The following is a 17,525-nucleotide window of genomic DNA, read 5'->3' on the forward strand; positions in this document are numbered from 1 at the left end:
AGATCCTAAAAGGACCCCTCCACCCATTCCTGCAAGCATTAGACTATAAAAGATTTCATCTTTGGCAAAGGCAGGTAAGACTGCACTTATAGATGTTGCAGAAAAATTTATAAAAACTACTCCAAGGACTAGGGCAAAAATCCTAGAATCCTTAAATAAGTCCAGACCTTCTTTAAGACCCTTAAAGTGATTTTTAATAACTGAACCTTGTTTTTTATTTCCTCTTTCATTATAATGACTAAGCTTTTTTGATAAGAGACAAAACAATAGTCCAGTCAATATAAAACTTACGCTATCAGCATAAAAAGCTGTCATAAAGCCAAATATAGATATAATAAAACCTGCTAGGGTATCGAATATTGCATTTGATCCTTGATAAGCCATAGTCATCAAAGAATTTCCTGTAACAAGTTCTTCTTCTGAGAGAATCTTAGGCAAAAGAGAAATCTGACCAGGATAAACCAGCTGGTTAATCAATGAGATTATAGGCATAATAACCATAATGTGGTAGACATTTAGTTTTTCAAAATAATACAAGGCTGGAATAATTAATATTAAGATAGCTTGTATAAATTGAGAAAGAATCAAAAACTTCTTCATATTAATCTTATCTAAAATTGGACTTAGAAGTAATTGAACAATGGCTGTTGATGATGTTAGAAACAGGGTTATACCTGAATATACAGTAGATCCACTCATCTGATAGACCAAGAGGGTAGAGGCTATAGCATAGAGGCTATCACCAAAATTTGTAATAAGTCGCCCTAGAATCAGGACATAGAAATCTTTACTTTTAATCATTTTTAACATACTCCTTAGATTTAACGTTTAGTTTTTATTGACAGTTATTTCTTTTTTTACCAGTAAGCTTTTACTTACTGGTTTTAATACGATCTATAAATTTGTTTTTTTTATTTGGATAAATCCTCCTTCTTTACCATATTTATTATTAATTCAATAAATAAGTTTTATAATTTATTGATAGTACTAATTCAAAATTAATCATAGACACCCATTATTTACACCTATATAGTTTATATAAATTTAACGTTTAATATTTTTTGACTGGAACGTATTTTTTTACCAGTAAGCTTTTACTTACTGGTTTTAATACGATCTATAAATTTATTTTTTATTGAATTAACCATGAAATTTGAATGTACAATGGAGTTTATGACTTAGTCATCATTACCCGATTTATATTTTTTAACGTTTAAATTTTATTTACAGTAATTTTTATTTTTAGGAGCTGCTGCAGAATGAATAAATAGTTCTAATATTTTTAGAGTAACCATTAGAAAATTTTGCCCTTTCGATCTAGCTATAGCTGATTGCCGGCTTTGAGATATAAAATTTTCTAATGGAACCTTCTGCTAATAGAACGATATTTATTCACAATTACACTAGCTCTTTAAGATAATTTATAGATTTGTACTTGGAAGCTTTCAGAATATTCCCCATTATTACTATATTTTTTTATAAGTTCATTCAATTCTTTTTCAAAAGACTTGTAACTATCTTTTGGAATTTTGAAAGTGAATTGCTTTTCTTCCAAATTTTTATTAAATATTTCGCTATTTGGTATAAAGGCCTTGGCCACTGGTAGGAAATATTTTTGAGTAATACCATTTATTAGCTCTGTGTCTACGACCTCTATAATGCCATTTTGTTCCAATATTTTTAAGTGGTAGTGGATTTTAGAACGACTGACTCCAAGGGCATGGGATATGTCTTGGGCAGTTTTTGGGCTTGTTCCAAGAGTCATAATTATTTTAAGTCTTATAGGATCACTTACTATATTTACTTCCTCTAGAGTGTTTAGTATATGTACTTCCTTCAAAAAATCACCTCCGTTTATCTATTAACTAGAGTATAACACAGAAATATGGCACTGTCAAATAAATTTTATCGTTAAATATAGATTACACGATAAATCTTTTTGTCCTTATTAGATAAACCATTATTTTAAAAGATTCATCCTCTTAGTTGCCTGGTATAAGAATATTCCAAGGATGGCATTTATGGCCATGGCTACTAGTACTGCTGGGTAGGATGGGAGAAATAAATTTAGCTGTTTGGTCACACTTAAGGCAATTGTCAAAAATAGGGTGCCTGATACCATTGTTCCTAGGGCAAATATTAGGATTATCTTTGGTATAGAGAAGTTTTTGCCCATGGCCTTTATCATGTAAAAGACAACTAAAGCTGTGATTATCTTTTCTATGAAGTTTGGGATTTGGCCACCTGGAAAACCTGTTGTTAGCGCAGACATGATTCCTCCTGCGATTCCTATTAGTAAGGCTTCTTTTACATCTCTTACTATCATAAGGGAGATAAACATCATGGAGAGTAAAAAGTCAGGTTTTACTCCAAAAAATATCCCTGGCACCATTAGATGGAGGACAAGGCCTAGGGCCATGAAGACTCCTGATATGGTTAAGTTTCTTACTTGTATTGAATTTGTTTGCATGATTTTTTCCTTTCTTCCTGCTTTCTAATAAAAAAAGCCCGCTCCTATAATTATAGGAGCGAGCTTAGCCCACGGTGCCATCCTCATTTGTCTATCACAAATAGACCTCTTTAGATACTTACATATCCTATCCCTGTAAGGTGAGAACCACCCGCCGGCTACTAACTTTCACCTTTGATCCGATAGATCCATTCACAAAAAATCTTACCTTGCAATTCTCATCAAACATTTACTTTCTGTTGGTTTGATATTTTGCTACTACTTCTATCTACGATTTATGTTAGCTTTATCATATTACATCATTAGCACTTTGTCAAGTATATTTTTTAAATAATATATCTGATTAAAAATACGAGTGCTAAAACATAGATCATAGGGCTTACTTCCTTACCCTTGCCTGTTAGAAGTTTAATGGCCGCAAAGCTCATAATTCCAAAGGCTATACCCTCAGCTATAGAATAAGCTAGTGGCATCATGAGGATTGTCATGAAGGCTGGGAAGGCTTCAGTGATATCCTTAAAGTCGATCTCTGCAACAGTAGATAGCATGAATAACCCTACTGTTACTAAGGCAGCTGATGTTGCTGCTGCAGGTATTATAGAAAATACTGGGAAGAAAAATGCTGCTATTACAAAGCATCCTGCTGTTGCAAGGGCTGTAAGTCCTGTTCTTCCACCTTCTGCTACACCTGATGAACTTTCTACAAAGGTTGTTATTGTAGATGTTCCAAGAAGGGCTCCAAAGGTTGTTCCTACTGCGTCACTCATTAAAGCCTTGCTTACTTCTGGTAGGTTGCCATTTTCATCTAGCATCTTTGCCTTTGTCGCAACTCCTGTGAGAGTTCCAAGGGTATCAAAGATATCTACAAATAAAAATGAGAATAAGACTGAAAACATCTCAAAAGAGAAGATATTAGAAAAGTCTAATTTAAAGGCTACCGGTTTGATTGATGGTGGTAGGCTTACGATATTTGTATCTGGTAAATGTGTTACGCCTAGGATTAGTGAAAGGACGGTTGATACCAAGATTCCCCAAAGTAGGGCTCCCTTTACTCCTCTGGCTGTAAGTACAATCATCACCACTAGGGCAAAGAAAAATACAAGGGCCTCAAGACTCTTTAGGTTACCAAGAGCAAGGGCTGGTTCTGCCTTTACTATGATGTTTGCATTTAATAGGCCGATTTCTGCTATAAATAAGCCTATACCGACTGACACTGCCTTCTTTAGGGTAGTTGGAATTGAGTTAAATATTGCTTCTCTAACTCCCACAAAAGATAGTAAGATAAAAACAATTCCTTCTAAAAATACCGCGGCAAGAGCAAATTCCCAACTCTTTCCCATTTGACCGACTACTGTATAGGTGAAGAAAGCATTAAGCCCCATACCAGCAGATAGACCGAATGGTAGGTTTGCATAAAAGGCCATTAGGACCATGGCTATAACACTTGCGATGATGGTCGCTGAGAAAACTGCCCCATAATCCATGCCAGCCTCACTTAGGATAGCTGGATTTACTGCAAGGATATAACTCATTGTCATAAAGGTAGTTATACCTGCCATTATTTCTGTCTTAACATTAGTACCATGTTTATTTAGCTTGAAAGTTTTTTCAAAAAACGAAATTTCTGCCATATTTGCCTCCTTTTTTTTATGATACATTCTCATTATATATTTTTATTTAAATTTATCATTAAAATCCTTTATTTTTAAGTCGAAAATCGCTATAATAAGTATAAGAGAATAATTTATGAAAGAAGGAAAAATGAGTCATACGAATTGGATTGAGCTTATAGTTATAATATTGGGGGTAATGGGAAGCGCGTTTTTTTCCTCATCAGAAACAGCCCTTACATCCTTAAATGTATTTAAAATTAGGCAGATGGAAGAAAATGGAGTAGAAAATTCTTCCCTAGTTAGAAAGCTAACTGACGATATTGGTAAGGTTTTAACTACTATTTTGATCGGAAATAATATAGTAAACATAGTTACTACAACAGTTGCTACCATATTTTTTACAGACCTTTTTGGCCCGTCAGGTGCCATTATATCAACTGTTGTCCTTACTCTTACCATCTTAATCTTTGGTGAGGTTACACCAAAAAATATAGCAACCTCCTCATCAGAAAAAGTCGCCCTCAAAGTGGCAAGGCCTATTAGGTTTTTTGACCTTATCTTAAAACCTATGTCCTTTTTTCTCCAAGCCATTACTAATGTTTTAACTAAGATGCTTATAGGAGAAAGTGGACAAAAAGATGAGATAGTTACAGAAGAAGACCTAAAAACTATAGTCGATGTATCTGAAGAACAGGGGGTTATAAACTACCAAGAATCAGAAATTATCAACAATGTTTTTGAATTTGGAGACTCTGACGTAGAAGATATCATGACCGCAAGGACAAATATGGAAGCTATAGCAGTCGATATGGAAGATAGGGAGCTAAAAAACTTCCTAAAAAATTGCAAGCACTCAAGAATACCGGTCTATGGTAAGTCCATTGATAATATAATAGGCATCTTACATATGAAGGATATAGTCGCTTTTATCGCTGAAGATAAGGATTTAAATATCGAAGAGATGGTTAGGCCTGCCTTCTATGTATATGATAATATGCATATTTTTGACCTCTTTAAGTCAATGAGAAGTGAAAATGTATCCCTTGCCATAGTTATAGATGAGTACGGTGGTACAAGCGGGATTGTAACCATAGAAGATATAGTAGAAGAGCTAGTTGGCGAGATTGAAGATGAGTATGATACCCATCTTGAAACAATTTTTAAGATAAATGATAAGGAATATTTGGTAAACCCATCTATCCACATAAATGACTTTAATGATTATTTTGATACTGACCTTGAGCAGATTAAAAATGATTCTATTGGAGGATATTTGATTGATAAGCTTGGTAGGATTCCAAAACTTGGAGATGCGATTGAAGTAGGAGGAATAAAAATTGCAGTCCTCCAGATAAATAGGTATAAACTTGAGATGTTAAAGGTAGAATTTTTTTAAAAGGGGAAAAAATGAGAGAAACAGTTTACATCACAGGCCATAAAAAGCCAGACACAGATTCAATTATGTCAGCTATTGCCTACGCTGACCTTAAAAACAGGCTGGGAGAATACGAGGCCATTCCTATAAGGCTAGGCAAACTATCCCAAGAAAGTCGTTTTGTCCTTGATTACTTTGGGGTAAAGCCACCAGAAATCAAAGAAACAATGAAGCTTACTGTTGGTGATTTATCCTACGATAAGGGAAGTATTATAGATCCTTCTATTCCTATAAGAAAGGCCTGGGACACCTTCCAAAAGGGTGCCACAAATTCCTTATCAGTTGTAGATAATGACGGAGAAATAGTAGGTATAGCTTCTCTTTCAAATATTACCAAGTCCTATATGGATGTTTGGGATGATAAGATTTTAGGCCGTGCCAATACTCCTATAGACAATATCGTAGATGTACTTAGCGCTAAGGTTATTTATCTTGCAGATAGTGAGGCTACTTTTCCTGGCAAGATGACAGTTTTTGCTATGGGTGGAGATGAAAACAAACTTGAAGATATCTTCTCTGAGGGAGATATAGTTATATCAGGAAACAGGAGCGATTATTATGATTACCTACTAAGGCAAAAAATCTCACTTCTAATTTTAACCAATGGAGCAAGTCTGGGTGAAGATATGATAGACCTTGCCAAGGAAAATAAGGTTACAGTTATTTCTACAGAATATAACTCTTTTATGACTTCAAGACTTTTACCACTTACTATTCCTGTTAGCCAGGTTATGACAACTGATAATTTGATTTACTTTAAAACCGACGATACCCTAGATGTGGTAAGAGAGGCTATGGCCAAGTCTAGATTTAGGTCCTATCCAGTAGTTGACGCTACTAAAAAGGTTGTAGGATCTATTTCTAGGTACCACCTTATTTCTTCAGATAAGAAAAAACTTATCCTAGTAGACCACAATGAGAGAAACCAATCAATAGATGATATAGAAGAAGCAGAGATTATAGAAATCATAGACCACCACAGGGTTGCAAATATCCTTACAACTTCGCCTGTATTTTTTAGGGCAGAACCTGTAGGATCTACTGCTACTATTATAAGTGAGATGTACCTAGAATCAGGTATTAGACCTTCTAGAGAAATCGCAGGTATTCTTTGCGCAGCTATTATTTCAGATACACTTTTATTTAGGTCACCAACCACAACCTCTACCGATAAGAGAATCTTAGACAGGATGAGTAAGATTGCAGGTATTAATCCAGAAGAATTTGCAGACAAGATGTTTAGGGCGGGAACATCGCTAAAGGGTAAATCTGCCAAAGACCTTGTAGAAGGTGATATTAAGACCTTTACTATTGGTGAGGCTAATGTCAGGGTAGGCCAGGTTTTCACCATGAATCCAGAAGAACTAGTGCCAATCATGGATGAATTAAAAGAGCAAATGGCAGCTAAAATAAAAGAAAGGGGCGAAGATACCTTTGTCCTAGTACTTACAGATATCTTTAATCAAAGATCAGAACTCCTAGTTGTTGGCGAATACTACGATGACATCAAAGAAGAATTTGGAGAATTAACAGCTAACGGCACCATTGATGCGGCTGGAGTTTTATCTCGTAAAAAACAAGTAATACCAAGACTTACAACTGCAATTATAAAAGCATAGAAAAGAGCTTGACCCTTGTGGCAGGCTTTTTTGAGGTAAAAAATGGAAATTTTAGACATATACGATAAACACAGGAGAAAAACAGGAAAGACTTATCCTAGAAATGAAGAGATACCAGCAGGCGGTCTTAGATTAATTGTCCATATCCTAATTTTTAATGACAAGGGTGATTTATTAATCCAGCAAAGGGCTGATCATAAAAAGATGGGTGGACTTTGGGATATAACTTGTGGGGGTGCCTGCCAAAGTGGTGAAGATTCCTTTGAGGGAGCAAGGCGAGAATTAAAAGAAGAGTTGGGTCTTGACTTTGACTTCAAAGACATAAGGCCAATTTTGACAGCAAATTTCGATCAGGGTTTTGATGATTTTTTCTTACTTAGGGAAAATATAGAAATTGCTGACCTAATCTTACAAAAAGAGGAAGTAAAGGCTGTGAAATGGGCAAGTCGACATGAGGTTTTAGAACTTCTTAATAAAGGAAAATTTGTAAAATATAAAAAATCCTACTTGGACTTACTTTTTGACTTAAATAGCGATAATAGATTTATGGAATATTAAATAAAAAATCGCCCCAAGCCTTAAGCTCAGGACGATTTGTAAAGACTAAGAAAATTTAGTCATTAAGTTGTTCAAGCAAATAATCAGGGTCCATGCCATGAACCATGCAAGCTTCTTCAAGGGTCTCATAAAGAGCTGTTGGACAGGCTATGCAGCCCATGCCACTCATCATGAGAGTGTTGATAGCTTCTGGTTTAGCTTGAATTATATCGCCTATTATCATATCACGTGTGATAGTAACTTTGTTTTGAGTATTTTCGGTCATATTAACCCCCTTTTTCATCTAATAATATTTTACTACCAAAGGGGAAATAATCAAAGTAAAATACTAGGATATAGGAGGAAGTATGGAAAAGAAAGATTTAATCAAAGAAAAACAAGGAGAACTTTTATCTATAAATAACGCACTAAATACTGGCTTAAAACCAAGTTTTGTTAGGCTATTTATAGGACCATTTGCCCTGGCTTTGTTGGCTTTTTTAATTGGAAAATTATTAAAACTAACAGATATCCAAAGCCTGGGCCTTATAATTGTTGGATTTTTGCTAGGACTTTTTACCCTCACTCTTAGGGAAAATAAAAGGATAGAAAAAGAAAAGGCAGAACTTATGAACAAGAGACTAGCGATTCAACAAGAAATCGTAGCCTTAATAAGGGAGATAAAAAATGAAGATAGTGAAATATAGTAAATCTGAAGAAATTCTAAACATAGGAACCCATATTTTGGGTTTTATCCTTTGTCTGGTATTTTTTCTGCCTCTTTTAAGCTCAACTTATAAAAGCGGTGATATTTTGGCCTTTATGGCCTGGCTTATATATTTTATAGCCCTAGCCATGATGTTTTTAGCATCAAGTCTATACCATTCCATGACAAACCCCCTCGCCCGTACTATATTTAGGGCCATAGACCATGGGGTAATCTATTTGACAATAGCAGGATCTTATACACCTATAATTTTAATTGGCCTAAGGTCGACTTTTTCCATAGTTATTTTTGTAATAATTTGGATTCTGGCCCTTGCAGGTATAACTATGAATATAATTGCCTTTGCCATAGGCAAGGAAGATAAGATTAAAAAGGCATCTATGATTATATATTTGGCCATGGGTTGGCTGTCAGTCTTGCTTCTTTATCAAATATATAAAAATATTGGCCTGGCCTATATTTTGTTTTTAGTCCTAGGTGGGATTTTTTATACAGTTGGGGCTGTGTTTTACTCTCATAAAAAAATCCCCTACAACCATGCTATCTGGCATGTCTTTATCCTAATTGCAGCCTTTGTTATGTTTTATGGTAATATAAAATATCTTGGCTAATTGCAAGAAAAGTAAATATTAGTATAGTATTAGCAGTCGAATACACAGACTGCTAATTTATTTTTATAAAAATTCTCAGGGAGGATTAGATATGAAACAAGAATTTAAGGCGGAAGCCAAAAAAGTTATGGATCTTATGATCCACTCAATTTATACCAACAAGGAAATATTTTTAAGAGAGCTTATTTCAAATGCGTCAGACGCCCTCGATAAGCTATACTATGAAGATTTAAAGGGTGATACTACCACAAACAAGGACGATTATTATATAGAAATAATCCCAAATAAGGAAGAAAGAACTCTAACAATTAAAGATACAGGGATTGGTATGGATGAAAAAGATTTGGCAAATAATCTTGGAACTATTGCCAAATCAGGAACAGAAGCTTTTAGAAAATCTGTCGATTCATCAGATATCAAGGACCTAATAGGGCAGTTTGGTGTTGGTTTTTATTCTGCTTTTATGATCGCAGAAAAAATCGAAGTCTTATCCAAAAAACATGGATCTAAAAAAGCCTATATCTGGGAGAGTGAAGATGCAGATGGCTTTACTATCGAGGAAGCAAGCAAGGCTAGCACAGGTACTGATGTTATCCTTCACCTAAGAGAAAATACAGAAGACGAAAATTATGATGCTTACTTAGACCAAAATACAATAAAGAGTCTGGTTCGTAAATATTCAAATTATATTAGATATCCAATCAAGATGGAAGTAACTAAGACAAAAATCAAGGAAGATTCTCCTGAAGATAAGCCAGAATACGAAGACTACAAGGCTATGGACATCCTAAATTCTGATAAGCCAATCTGGAAGGAAGATAAGAAAAATCTTACAGATGAAGATTATATAAACTTCTACCAAGAAAGTCATTTTGGTTTTGATAAGCCACTTTCATGGACCCACTTTAAGGTAGAAGGTCTAGTAGAATTTAGAGCCCTTCTATATATCCCAGAAAGAGCACCATTTGATTATTATTCCAAAGACAGAGAAATCGGCCTAGAGCTTTATTCCCACGGAGTAAAAATCATGGACTCCTGCGATGAAATCCTAGATGACGCTTATTCTTTTGTAAAGGGTGTTGTAGAATCTGATGATTTAACCTTAAATATTTCTAGAGAAACCCTCCAACAAAATAGGCAATTAAGGGTTATTTCAAAACAAATAAATAAAAAAATTAACGCTCACCTAAAAGACATGATGGAGAAAAATAGGGAAGACTACGAGAAATTCTACAAAGAATTTGCCGACTCCATCAAGGTATCAATCTATGAATCCTACGGGGCAAACAAGGAAGACCTTGAAGATTTACTTCTCTTCTACTCTAGAAAAGAAAATAAACTTATAAGCTTAAGAGAATATAAGGAAAAGGCCCCATCAACAGCCGAATTTATCTACTATGGCACAGGTGAATCCCTAGATAAAATCAAAGCATCTCCAGCCCTAAAAATGGTAGACGAAGACAAGGATGTTTTATTATTAGATAAGGCCCTAGATGAATTTTTAATCAAGATGCTAGGTGAATACGACGGTCTAGAATTTAAGTCAATTACAGCAGAAGATGACTTAGATAAGGAAGATAAGGAAGATAGCGAAATCATCTCCTTTATCAAAGAAGCCATGCCAGAAGACGTGGTAGATGTGATTTTCACCGATAAATTAGAAGACGTCCCTTCTCTTATTAAAGAAAGAGGCGAAGTCTCAATTGAGATGGAAAAAACCCTCAAAAACCAACCAAATGCTATGGGAATCAAGGCTGATAAGATCTTAGAAATATCTACAAAAACAAAGGCTTACGAGATTTTAGAAAAATCCTACAAGGATGATAAGAATAAGGCAAAGATGGTAGCAGGAGTCCTATTAGATCAAGCGAGGCTAATAGAAGGCCTAGAAATAGATGATCCTGTGGCATATGCTAAAAATATTTGGAAGTTAATGTAATAAGAATTTTAAAGGAAGTGCGGAAATATCTGTGCTTTCCTTTTTTATTAAAAATTACCAAGAAACCGGTATAATAATCTTATAAAAAGTATCGAGGGAGAATTCCCTTTTTTATTGGAGGAAGTATGGAAGATGTTAGAAAAAATGCTTGGTTAGAGATGACCGAGGCAGAATTAAAAGATTTAGATGGATTTTCAAAAGATTATCTTTCTTTTATGGATGAGTCTAAGACAGAGAGAATGGCTGTAAAAGAGGTAATCAAAAGAGCAGAAGAGGCAGGTTTTAGATCTCTTGATGAGCTTATAGAAAAAGGCGAAGTTAAGGCAGGGGCTAAGGCCTATGCTATTAATAGGAATAAGGCTGTGGCTTTATTTGTGATTGGTTCAAATGACCTTGAAGAGGGTATGACTATTGTTGGTTCTCACCTTGATAGCCCAAGGCTTGACCTTAAACCAGTTCCACTTTTTGAACAAAGTCACGCAGCTTATTTAAAAACTCACTATTACGGTGGTATCAAAAAATACCAATGGACAAATATTCCTTTAAGTCTTGTTGGCGTTGCCTTTAAAAAAGACGGTACAAAAGTTGAAATATCAATAGGTGAAAAGGACGATGACCCAGTATTTTTCATCTCTGAACTTCTAGTCCACCTATCAGCCGACCTTAACCAAAAAAAGGCTGGCGAAGTTATAGAAGGTGAGAAATTGAACATCATGGTAGGCTCAATTCCTCTTAAGGATGAAAAAGAAAATCCTATCAAGAAAAATGTCCTAAAATACCTAAAGGAAACTTACGGTCTTGAAGAAGAGGACTTTATGGTTGCAGAACTTAACGTAGTGCCAGCTACCAAGGCTCGTGATGTTGGTTTTGATAGGTCAATGATTATGGCCTATGGGCATGATGATAAGGTATGTTCTTTTGCTTCTCTAAAGGCAATCCTTGAAGCAGGCGAGGACACTCCAGAAAAAACTCTAGTGGGTCTTTATGTTGACAAGGAAGAAATCGGATCTGTTGGTGCAACTGGTATGACCAGCCAATTTTTCGAAGACATGGTTCTTGAAATATTAGAAGCTCAAGATAAAGGCAATATTGTTAGCCTAAAAAGAGCTCTAAGAAATTCTAAAGTTCTATCTGCCGACGTAACCCTCACAGAAGATGCGGGATATCTTGATGCAACAGAACCAATGAATACTGCTAAACTTGGCCATGGTGTTGCCCTTACAAAATATACAGGTGCTCGCGGTAAGGGAGGCTCAAATGATGCTGACGGAGAATATTTATCTGAGGTAAGAACAGCTTTTACTAAAGAAAATGCAATCTGGCAAACAGGTGAACTTGGTAAGATTGACCAAGGTGGCGGTGGAACAATTGCCTATATCCTAGCAGAATACGGCATGAGTGTAGTTGACTGCGGTACCCCAGTAGTATCTATGCACGCACCATTAGAAGTAATTTCTAAAGCTGACCTCTACCAAACCTACAAGGCATATTTAGCATTCTTTAAACACATATAAGATATTGAAATTTACGGATTTGCCTGCCCATAAAAAAACTTTGAAAAATATTTGACATTAGTTTTAGCTAGTGTATAATAATAGTTTTCTTGACAAAAGTACCTTCCCATCGTATAATGATACAAGTATCAATATGGAAGGATGATTAGATGGCACAAAGATCAGTTCACGATATTAGGAAAGAAGTTGAAAATTCGGTGGGCAAGGAAGTTATCCTTAAAGCCGATATGGGCAGGAAGAGAGTAAAAACTAAGACAGGTGTCATTGTAGATGCATTTCCAAGTGTGTTTACAGTTAGGGTCAACAACGAATTTGATGTAGAAAGAACAATATCTTACACATATTCAGATATACTAACATCAACAGTAAAGTTGACTACAAGCAAATAAAAATAAGGGGCTGTTGCAAATTGTGAATAATTATCGTCCCATCATCATGAGGTTCTCTCTCAAAGTTTCATGTTTAGCCCGCCGGCTCATAGAGGCGAAACTTCACGAGAAAAAAGCCCGTCGGCTCATTGAGACCTCATGATGATATTGGGACGATTTATTCATTCTGCAACAGTCCCTTTTTTATTTCTAAATAAAAATTTTAGGAGGCTGATAAATGAAATTTGCGGACTTGCACATGCACACATCTTATTCAGATGGGGACGATGATATAAAAGAAGTAATAGAAATGGCCTATAAGGCGGGTCTTAAGACAATTGCCATTACAGATCACGATAGGGCAGACCACTTTGAAAAGATAAAAAAAGCAGGTAAAGACTATGATATTAGACTAATAAAGGGTCTAGAAATATCTGCCTATGACTTTGACGCCCATAAAAAAGTCCACATAGTGGGCCTGTTTTTGCCAAATTCTACGCCAGAAATTGATAAATTAAACGCCATTACTAATAAAAAAAGAGAAGCCTACCATATTTCACTTTTACCAAAACTTGCAAGAGACGGTTTTGACCTTGACTATGATTATGTAAAAACTTTTGCAAAAAATTCAATAATCTATAAGTCAGATATATTTTGGGCTATGAAAGAAAAGTACCCAGAAAAAATGGAAGGAGTCGGTTTTAAGGATATTTTCCACGAAAAAACTACAGATGAGCTTGCAAAGACTATGGGCTATATACCTGTAAAAGATGCCATAAAAGCAGTAAACGCCGACGGTGGTCTATCAATCCTTGCCCATCCTCAAGAGTATGACAACTGGGATGAGATAGGGAAATATAAAAAAATGGGCTTAAGAGCCATGGAAATTAACCACTCTAGGATGAAGAACGGAGACTTTGAAAGGGCAAGAGATTTTGCGAGTAAACTTGATCTTTTAATGTCAGGTGGTTCTGATTTTCATAGGCTAGGACGCTTTGACCTTGCTGATTACGGCCTAAGTGAGGATGAATTTAAAAACCTAGAGGAGGACTTTTTTGAAAAATATTGTAATTCTTGATTCAAGACCCCTAAATCCAGGAGATATGACCTTTGCTGACTTAGAAAAGTTAGGAAATCTCACAGTCTATGAATCTTCTCCAGATGATAGAGAAGAAATCATAAAAAGAGCCAAGGATGCAGAGATCCTTCTTGTTTGCTATGCAAAAATTACTAGGGAAATTATAGAAAGCCTACCTAAACTTAAATATATAGGGGTATTATCAACAGGTTTTGATAATATTGACCTTAAAGCTTGTAGTAAAAACGGTATAGTTGTAACAAACGTGCCTTCCTATGGGACTGAAGCTGTAGCCCAGTTTGCCTTGGCCCTCCTTTTAGAAATAACAAGTAGGGTTGGCCACCATGATAGGGAAGTTAAAAATGGTCGTTGGAAGAAGGTGGGATTTTGGTATTTTGGTGACTATCCGCTTATAGAACTTACTGGCAAGACCATTGGCATAATGGGACTTGGAAAGATTGGTATTGCAGCAGCAAAGATATATAAGGCCATGGGTATGGAGGTTTTAGCCTACAATAGGAGCGAAAGCGATGAGGGTAGAAAAATTGTAAAATATGTAAATCTTGATGACATTTATGAAAAATCTGATATAATTGACTTACATCTGCCTTTAACTAAGGATACGGAAAATATTATAAATGAAAAATCAATATCAAAAATGAAAGATGGAGTTATCATTATAAATACAGCAAGGGGTGGCCTAATCGATGAAAAAGCTCTGCTATCTGGGATTGACTCTGGAAAGGTTTTTGCTGCAGGCCTAGATGTTAATAAAACTGAGCCAATCAATGATGATAACCCGCTACTTGCCTACGAAAATATCATCCTAACCCCGCATATGGGCTGGGGGCCAGTTGAAACTAGAAAAAGGCTTGTTGATATTGCCATTTCAAATATCCTATCTTTTGAAAAGGGAGAGAGTAAAAATAAAGTAAATTAAAGGAGTTTTATGAATATATTTATAGATATTGCAAACTTTATGTGGGCAAACGTAATCGGTTATGTCCTTCTGGGCATGGGCCTTTATTATTCTATAAGGCTAGGTTTTCCTCAGTTTCGTTATGCTTAGGTTTTCCTCAGTTTCGTTATGCTAAGGACATCTTTCACGTTATCAAGAAAAATTTAAAATCTGAATCAAATGTATCTGGATTTGCAGCCCTTGCCACAGCGGTAGGAGGCCAAGTAGGTACATGAAGCTTGGTAGGAGTAGCGACAGCCCTTGTAGCAGGTGGACCAGGAGCGATTTTTTGGATGTGGATGACAGCCCTACTTGGTATGATCATTACCTTTGCAGAAACAGTTCTAGGCCAAGTATATAGGGTAAAGCTAGAAGATGGTACATATAGGGGAGGACCAGCTTACTATGTAAGATTTGGTCTAAAATCAAAGGTTATGTCAGTTATAACTGCATTTTTCTACATAATTGGAGTTGGTCTTTGTATGGCCTTTATGCAGACAAATTCTATTGCCCAAGCTCTAACAGGTGTATCTGATATAAACCCAGTTTACATAGGTATAGTTATTACCATAATTGCAGCTCTTGTAACAATCGGCGGGGTAAAGAGACTTACAGACATATCAAGTAAAATAGTACCAGTAATGGCAGGTTTATATATACTTGCAGTTATATTTATTCTTGTTACAAATATTACCAAGGTCCCAGCCATGTTTTCTGACATTTTTAAAGGAGCCTTTGGCATCAAACAAGTTTTTGCAGGACTTGGTGGATATACAATCATGCAAGCCTTTAGGTATGGGGTCGCAAGAGGCCTATTTTCAAACGATGCTGGTAATGGTATAGCAGGTATAATGCACGCATCAGCAGACGTCGACCACCCTGCAGAACAAGGATTTCTTGGTATGTTTGGTACCTTTGTCACAACTATTATTATCTGTACCCTAACAGCCTTTGCCATCATGCTAACAGGGGTACTTGGAAACGGAAACGACGGTATAGTCCTAGTTCAAGATGTCTTCCAAGCCCAGCTAGGTAATATTGGTAGGTGGATGATTTTCTTTGCCATGCTGATGTTTGGTTATACAACTCTAATAGCCGACCTATTCTATGGTGAAACCAATGTCCTACTAATCTTTAAAGACAAGGCGAAAATTCCACTTTGGATCTATAGACTAACAGCCTTTGCCATGTTTATAATCTCAACCAAACTAGATCTACATGTTGTTTGGGGCATTATAGATGTTTTTGTAGGGATAATCGTATTTAAAAATGTAATTAGCTTATTTTTACTATTTAAAAAGGTAAAAGGTGTAATGGACGATTATGAAAGACAAAAAGCAGCAGGCGTAGAAGACCCAGTTTGGAAAAGAGATACAGACTACAAATTATAAGAATTAAAAAATCCGGATTTAGGAAAAAACCTAGTCCGGATTATTTTTTTAAAAATTTTAGTCTTCTTTTTGAATGATTTCTATCTTGTAACCATCTGGGTCAGTTACAAAAAAGTACTTATCAGAATTATCACTTAAGCCTCTTAGTTCAGTAACTTCAAAGCCTTTTTCTAAAAATTCTTCTCTCAAAGATTTAATATCAGAGTGAGATATAGCTATATGGCCGTAACCATTACCTAGGTCGTAATCTTCTTCTTGGTCGTAGTTATAGGTTAATTCTAATTCATAGTCTGGACTTTGAGGAAGTTTTAGGTAAACAAGGTCAAATTCCTTTTCAGGAAATTCCTTTCTTCTAGATTCAACAAAACCCAATTCTTCTGTATAAAACTTATAGGACTTATCAAGGTCCTTAACTCTAATCATAGTGTGTAAAAATTTCATCATATCCTCCTAGTCTATTTATAACCCAAAAAGGGAGATATTACGCACCTAAAATAAAATTAAGGATTGCTTTTTAATTATCTTTAATAATATTAAATTTGAATTCAATATTATTTAGGTTTATAATAAAAATAAGCAAGGAGGCAAGCTATGGGAAATGTTAAGAGAGAGCGGATAGATAATCTTGATGATAGTGAAATCGACTTTATCAAAAGATTTATCCTAGAATCAGGATCCTTAAAGGAAATGGCAAAAATCTACGGCGTATCCTACCCAACGGTGAGACTTAGGCTTGATAGGTTAATAGAGAAAATAAAATTATCAGACAAGAAAGATTTATCCTATATAAGCCTAATAAAAACAATGGCCATAGACGGAAAAATAACCCTAGATGCAGCTAAGATTTTGATTGAAGAATACAAAAAAGAAGGAGAGGAGAAATGAAGCTAGTGGCAGTAAACTCAGTAATAGCAATTTTATTTTTGGTCTTACCAATAATTGGGCAAATTTTGATATGTAAATATATAAAGGGAAGGGCAGGCCTACTCCTACCAGGGATTTCTTTTATAATATCAATCATATATATGTTAATAATTCCAGATGATGGTAATTGGTGGATGGCAGTCCTTACAACTTTGATAATATCCAACATTCCAACAATAATTTTCTACCTAATTTATAGGTACTACGACAAAAAAGAAAAACAAAAAGACGAACTAGATAAGATGGAAATAATGGATATGTAATAAGAGCAAGGTTTAGACCTTGCTTTTGTAGTATGACGGGCATGTTCTAATGCTGGGGTGAAAATCCCTACAGAGCGT

General features: G+C 35.5%; 19 protein-coding genes. 13 read left to right on the forward strand and 6 right to left on the reverse strand.

The window, feature by feature from the left end; genetic code table 11:
• From Q0410_RS04065 to Q0410_RS04080, 4 genes are all read right to left on the reverse strand, one after another.
• A partial coding sequence (locus Q0410_RS04065) for an MFS transporter (protein WP_299033095.1) occupies window positions 1-810 on the reverse strand: 810 nt, incomplete at its 3' end.
• A 601-nt stretch (window positions 811-1,411) separates the two neighbouring features.
• Window positions 1,412-1,840, reverse strand: coding sequence for a winged helix-turn-helix domain-containing protein (locus tag Q0410_RS04070; protein WP_299033098.1), 429 nt, complete (start codon window positions 1,838-1,840; stop codon window positions 1,412-1,414).
• Window positions 1,841-1,960: 120 nt separating this feature from the next.
• Entirely contained in the window at window positions 1,961-2,470 is a 510-nt protein-coding gene (locus Q0410_RS04075; RefSeq protein ID WP_299033101.1) for a tryptophan transporter, read from the reverse strand.
• A gap of 326 nt (window positions 2,471-2,796) precedes the next feature.
• Window positions 2,797-4,101 (reverse strand): NCS2 family permease, encoded by a 1,305-nt coding sequence (locus Q0410_RS04080; protein WP_299033104.1) that lies wholly within the window; start codon window positions 4,099-4,101, stop codon window positions 2,797-2,799.
• 130 nt (window positions 4,102-4,231) lie between these two features.
• Between Q0410_RS04080 and Q0410_RS04085 the strand changes: the two genes are divergently transcribed.
• Genes Q0410_RS04085 through Q0410_RS04095 form a run of 3 tightly spaced genes read left to right on the forward strand, consistent with a single transcriptional unit; the run spans window position 4,232 to window position 7,695 of the window.
• Complete coding sequence (locus Q0410_RS04085) at window positions 4,232-5,479, forward strand: hemolysin family protein (RefSeq protein WP_299033154.1); 1,248 nt, start codon at window positions 4,232-4,234, stop codon at window positions 5,477-5,479.
• An 11-nt stretch (window positions 5,480-5,490) separates the two neighbouring features.
• Window positions 5,491-7,137, forward strand: coding sequence for a putative manganese-dependent inorganic diphosphatase (locus Q0410_RS04090; protein WP_299033107.1), 1,647 nt, complete (start codon window positions 5,491-5,493; stop codon window positions 7,135-7,137).
• Between the two features lie 42 nt (window positions 7,138-7,179).
• Window positions 7,180-7,695, forward strand: coding sequence for an NUDIX domain-containing protein (locus tag Q0410_RS04095; RefSeq protein ID WP_299033110.1), 516 nt, complete (start codon window positions 7,180-7,182; stop codon window positions 7,693-7,695).
• A gap of 55 nt (window positions 7,696-7,750) precedes the next feature.
• On the opposite strand, the gene Q0410_RS04100 is transcribed toward Q0410_RS04095, so the two are convergent.
• The gene (locus Q0410_RS04100; protein ID WP_223419485.1) at window positions 7,751-7,960 is read right to left on the reverse strand and encodes a DUF1858 domain-containing protein; all 210 of its coding nucleotides are present in this window, start codon (window positions 7,958-7,960) and stop codon (window positions 7,751-7,753) included.
• 82 nt (window positions 7,961-8,042) lie between these two features.
• On the opposite strand from Q0410_RS04100, the gene Q0410_RS04105 reads away from it, so the two are divergent.
• The 8 genes from Q0410_RS04105 (at window position 8,043) to Q0410_RS04140 (ending at window position 16,260) form a co-directional block, all read left to right on the forward strand.
• Window positions 8,043-8,381, forward strand: coding sequence for a hypothetical protein (locus tag Q0410_RS04105; RefSeq protein ID WP_299033123.1), 339 nt, complete (start codon window positions 8,043-8,045; stop codon window positions 8,379-8,381).
• Window positions 8,362-9,012, forward strand: a complete 651-nt coding sequence (locus Q0410_RS04110) for a hemolysin III family protein (protein WP_299033126.1) — start codon at window positions 8,362-8,364, stop codon at window positions 9,010-9,012. Before Q0410_RS04105 ends, Q0410_RS04110 begins: the two co-directional genes overlap by 20 nt.
• 91 nt (window positions 9,013-9,103) lie before the next feature.
• A complete protein-coding gene (gene htpG / locus Q0410_RS04115) occupies window positions 9,104-10,951 on the forward strand; it encodes a molecular chaperone HtpG (RefSeq protein WP_299033129.1) in 1,848 nt (615 codons plus the stop codon).
• Between the two features lie 125 nt (window positions 10,952-11,076).
• Complete coding sequence (locus Q0410_RS04120) at window positions 11,077-12,465, forward strand: aminopeptidase (RefSeq protein WP_299033132.1); 1,389 nt, start codon at window positions 11,077-11,079, stop codon at window positions 12,463-12,465.
• 149 nt (window positions 12,466-12,614) lie between these two features.
• Window positions 12,615-12,854, forward strand: coding sequence for a Veg family protein (locus Q0410_RS04125; protein ID WP_299033135.1), 240 nt, complete (start codon window positions 12,615-12,617; stop codon window positions 12,852-12,854).
• Window positions 12,855-13,071: 217 nt separating this feature from the next.
• Window positions 13,072-13,911 (forward strand): PHP domain-containing protein, encoded by an 840-nt coding sequence (locus Q0410_RS04130; RefSeq protein ID WP_299033138.1) that lies wholly within the window; start codon window positions 13,072-13,074, stop codon window positions 13,909-13,911.
• A complete protein-coding gene (locus Q0410_RS04135; RefSeq protein WP_299033140.1) occupies window positions 13,889-14,851 on the forward strand; it encodes a D-2-hydroxyacid dehydrogenase in 963 nt (320 codons plus the stop codon). The genes Q0410_RS04130 and Q0410_RS04135 overlap by 23 nt, the downstream gene beginning before the upstream one ends.
• A 257-nt stretch (window positions 14,852-15,108) precedes the next feature.
• Window positions 15,109-16,260: a sodium:alanine symporter family protein gene (locus Q0410_RS04140; protein WP_299033143.1), complete on the forward strand. Its 1,152-nt coding sequence runs from the start codon at window positions 15,109-15,111 to the stop codon at window positions 16,258-16,260.
• Window positions 16,261-16,317: 57 nt separating this feature from the next.
• Here the strand turns inward: Q0410_RS04140 and Q0410_RS04145 are convergent, their stop codons facing one another.
• Window positions 16,318-16,701, reverse strand: a complete 384-nt coding sequence (locus Q0410_RS04145; protein ID WP_299033146.1) for a VOC family protein — start codon at window positions 16,699-16,701, stop codon at window positions 16,318-16,320.
• Window positions 16,702-16,851: 150 nt separating this feature from the next.
• On the opposite strand from Q0410_RS04145, the gene Q0410_RS04150 reads away from it, so the two are divergent.
• Entirely contained in the window at window positions 16,852-17,145 is a 294-nt protein-coding gene (locus tag Q0410_RS04150) for a DUF2089 family protein (protein ID WP_299033149.1), read from the forward strand.
• Complete coding sequence (locus Q0410_RS04155) at window positions 17,142-17,447, forward strand: hypothetical protein (RefSeq protein WP_299033152.1); 306 nt, start codon at window positions 17,142-17,144, stop codon at window positions 17,445-17,447. The genes Q0410_RS04150 and Q0410_RS04155 overlap by 4 nt, the downstream gene beginning before the upstream one ends.
• Window positions 17,448-17,525 lie beyond the last annotated feature (78 nt).

The organism is uncultured Anaerococcus sp. (assembly GCF_937934665.1).
Classification (GTDB): Bacteria; Bacillota; Clostridia; order Tissierellales; family Peptoniphilaceae; genus Anaerococcus.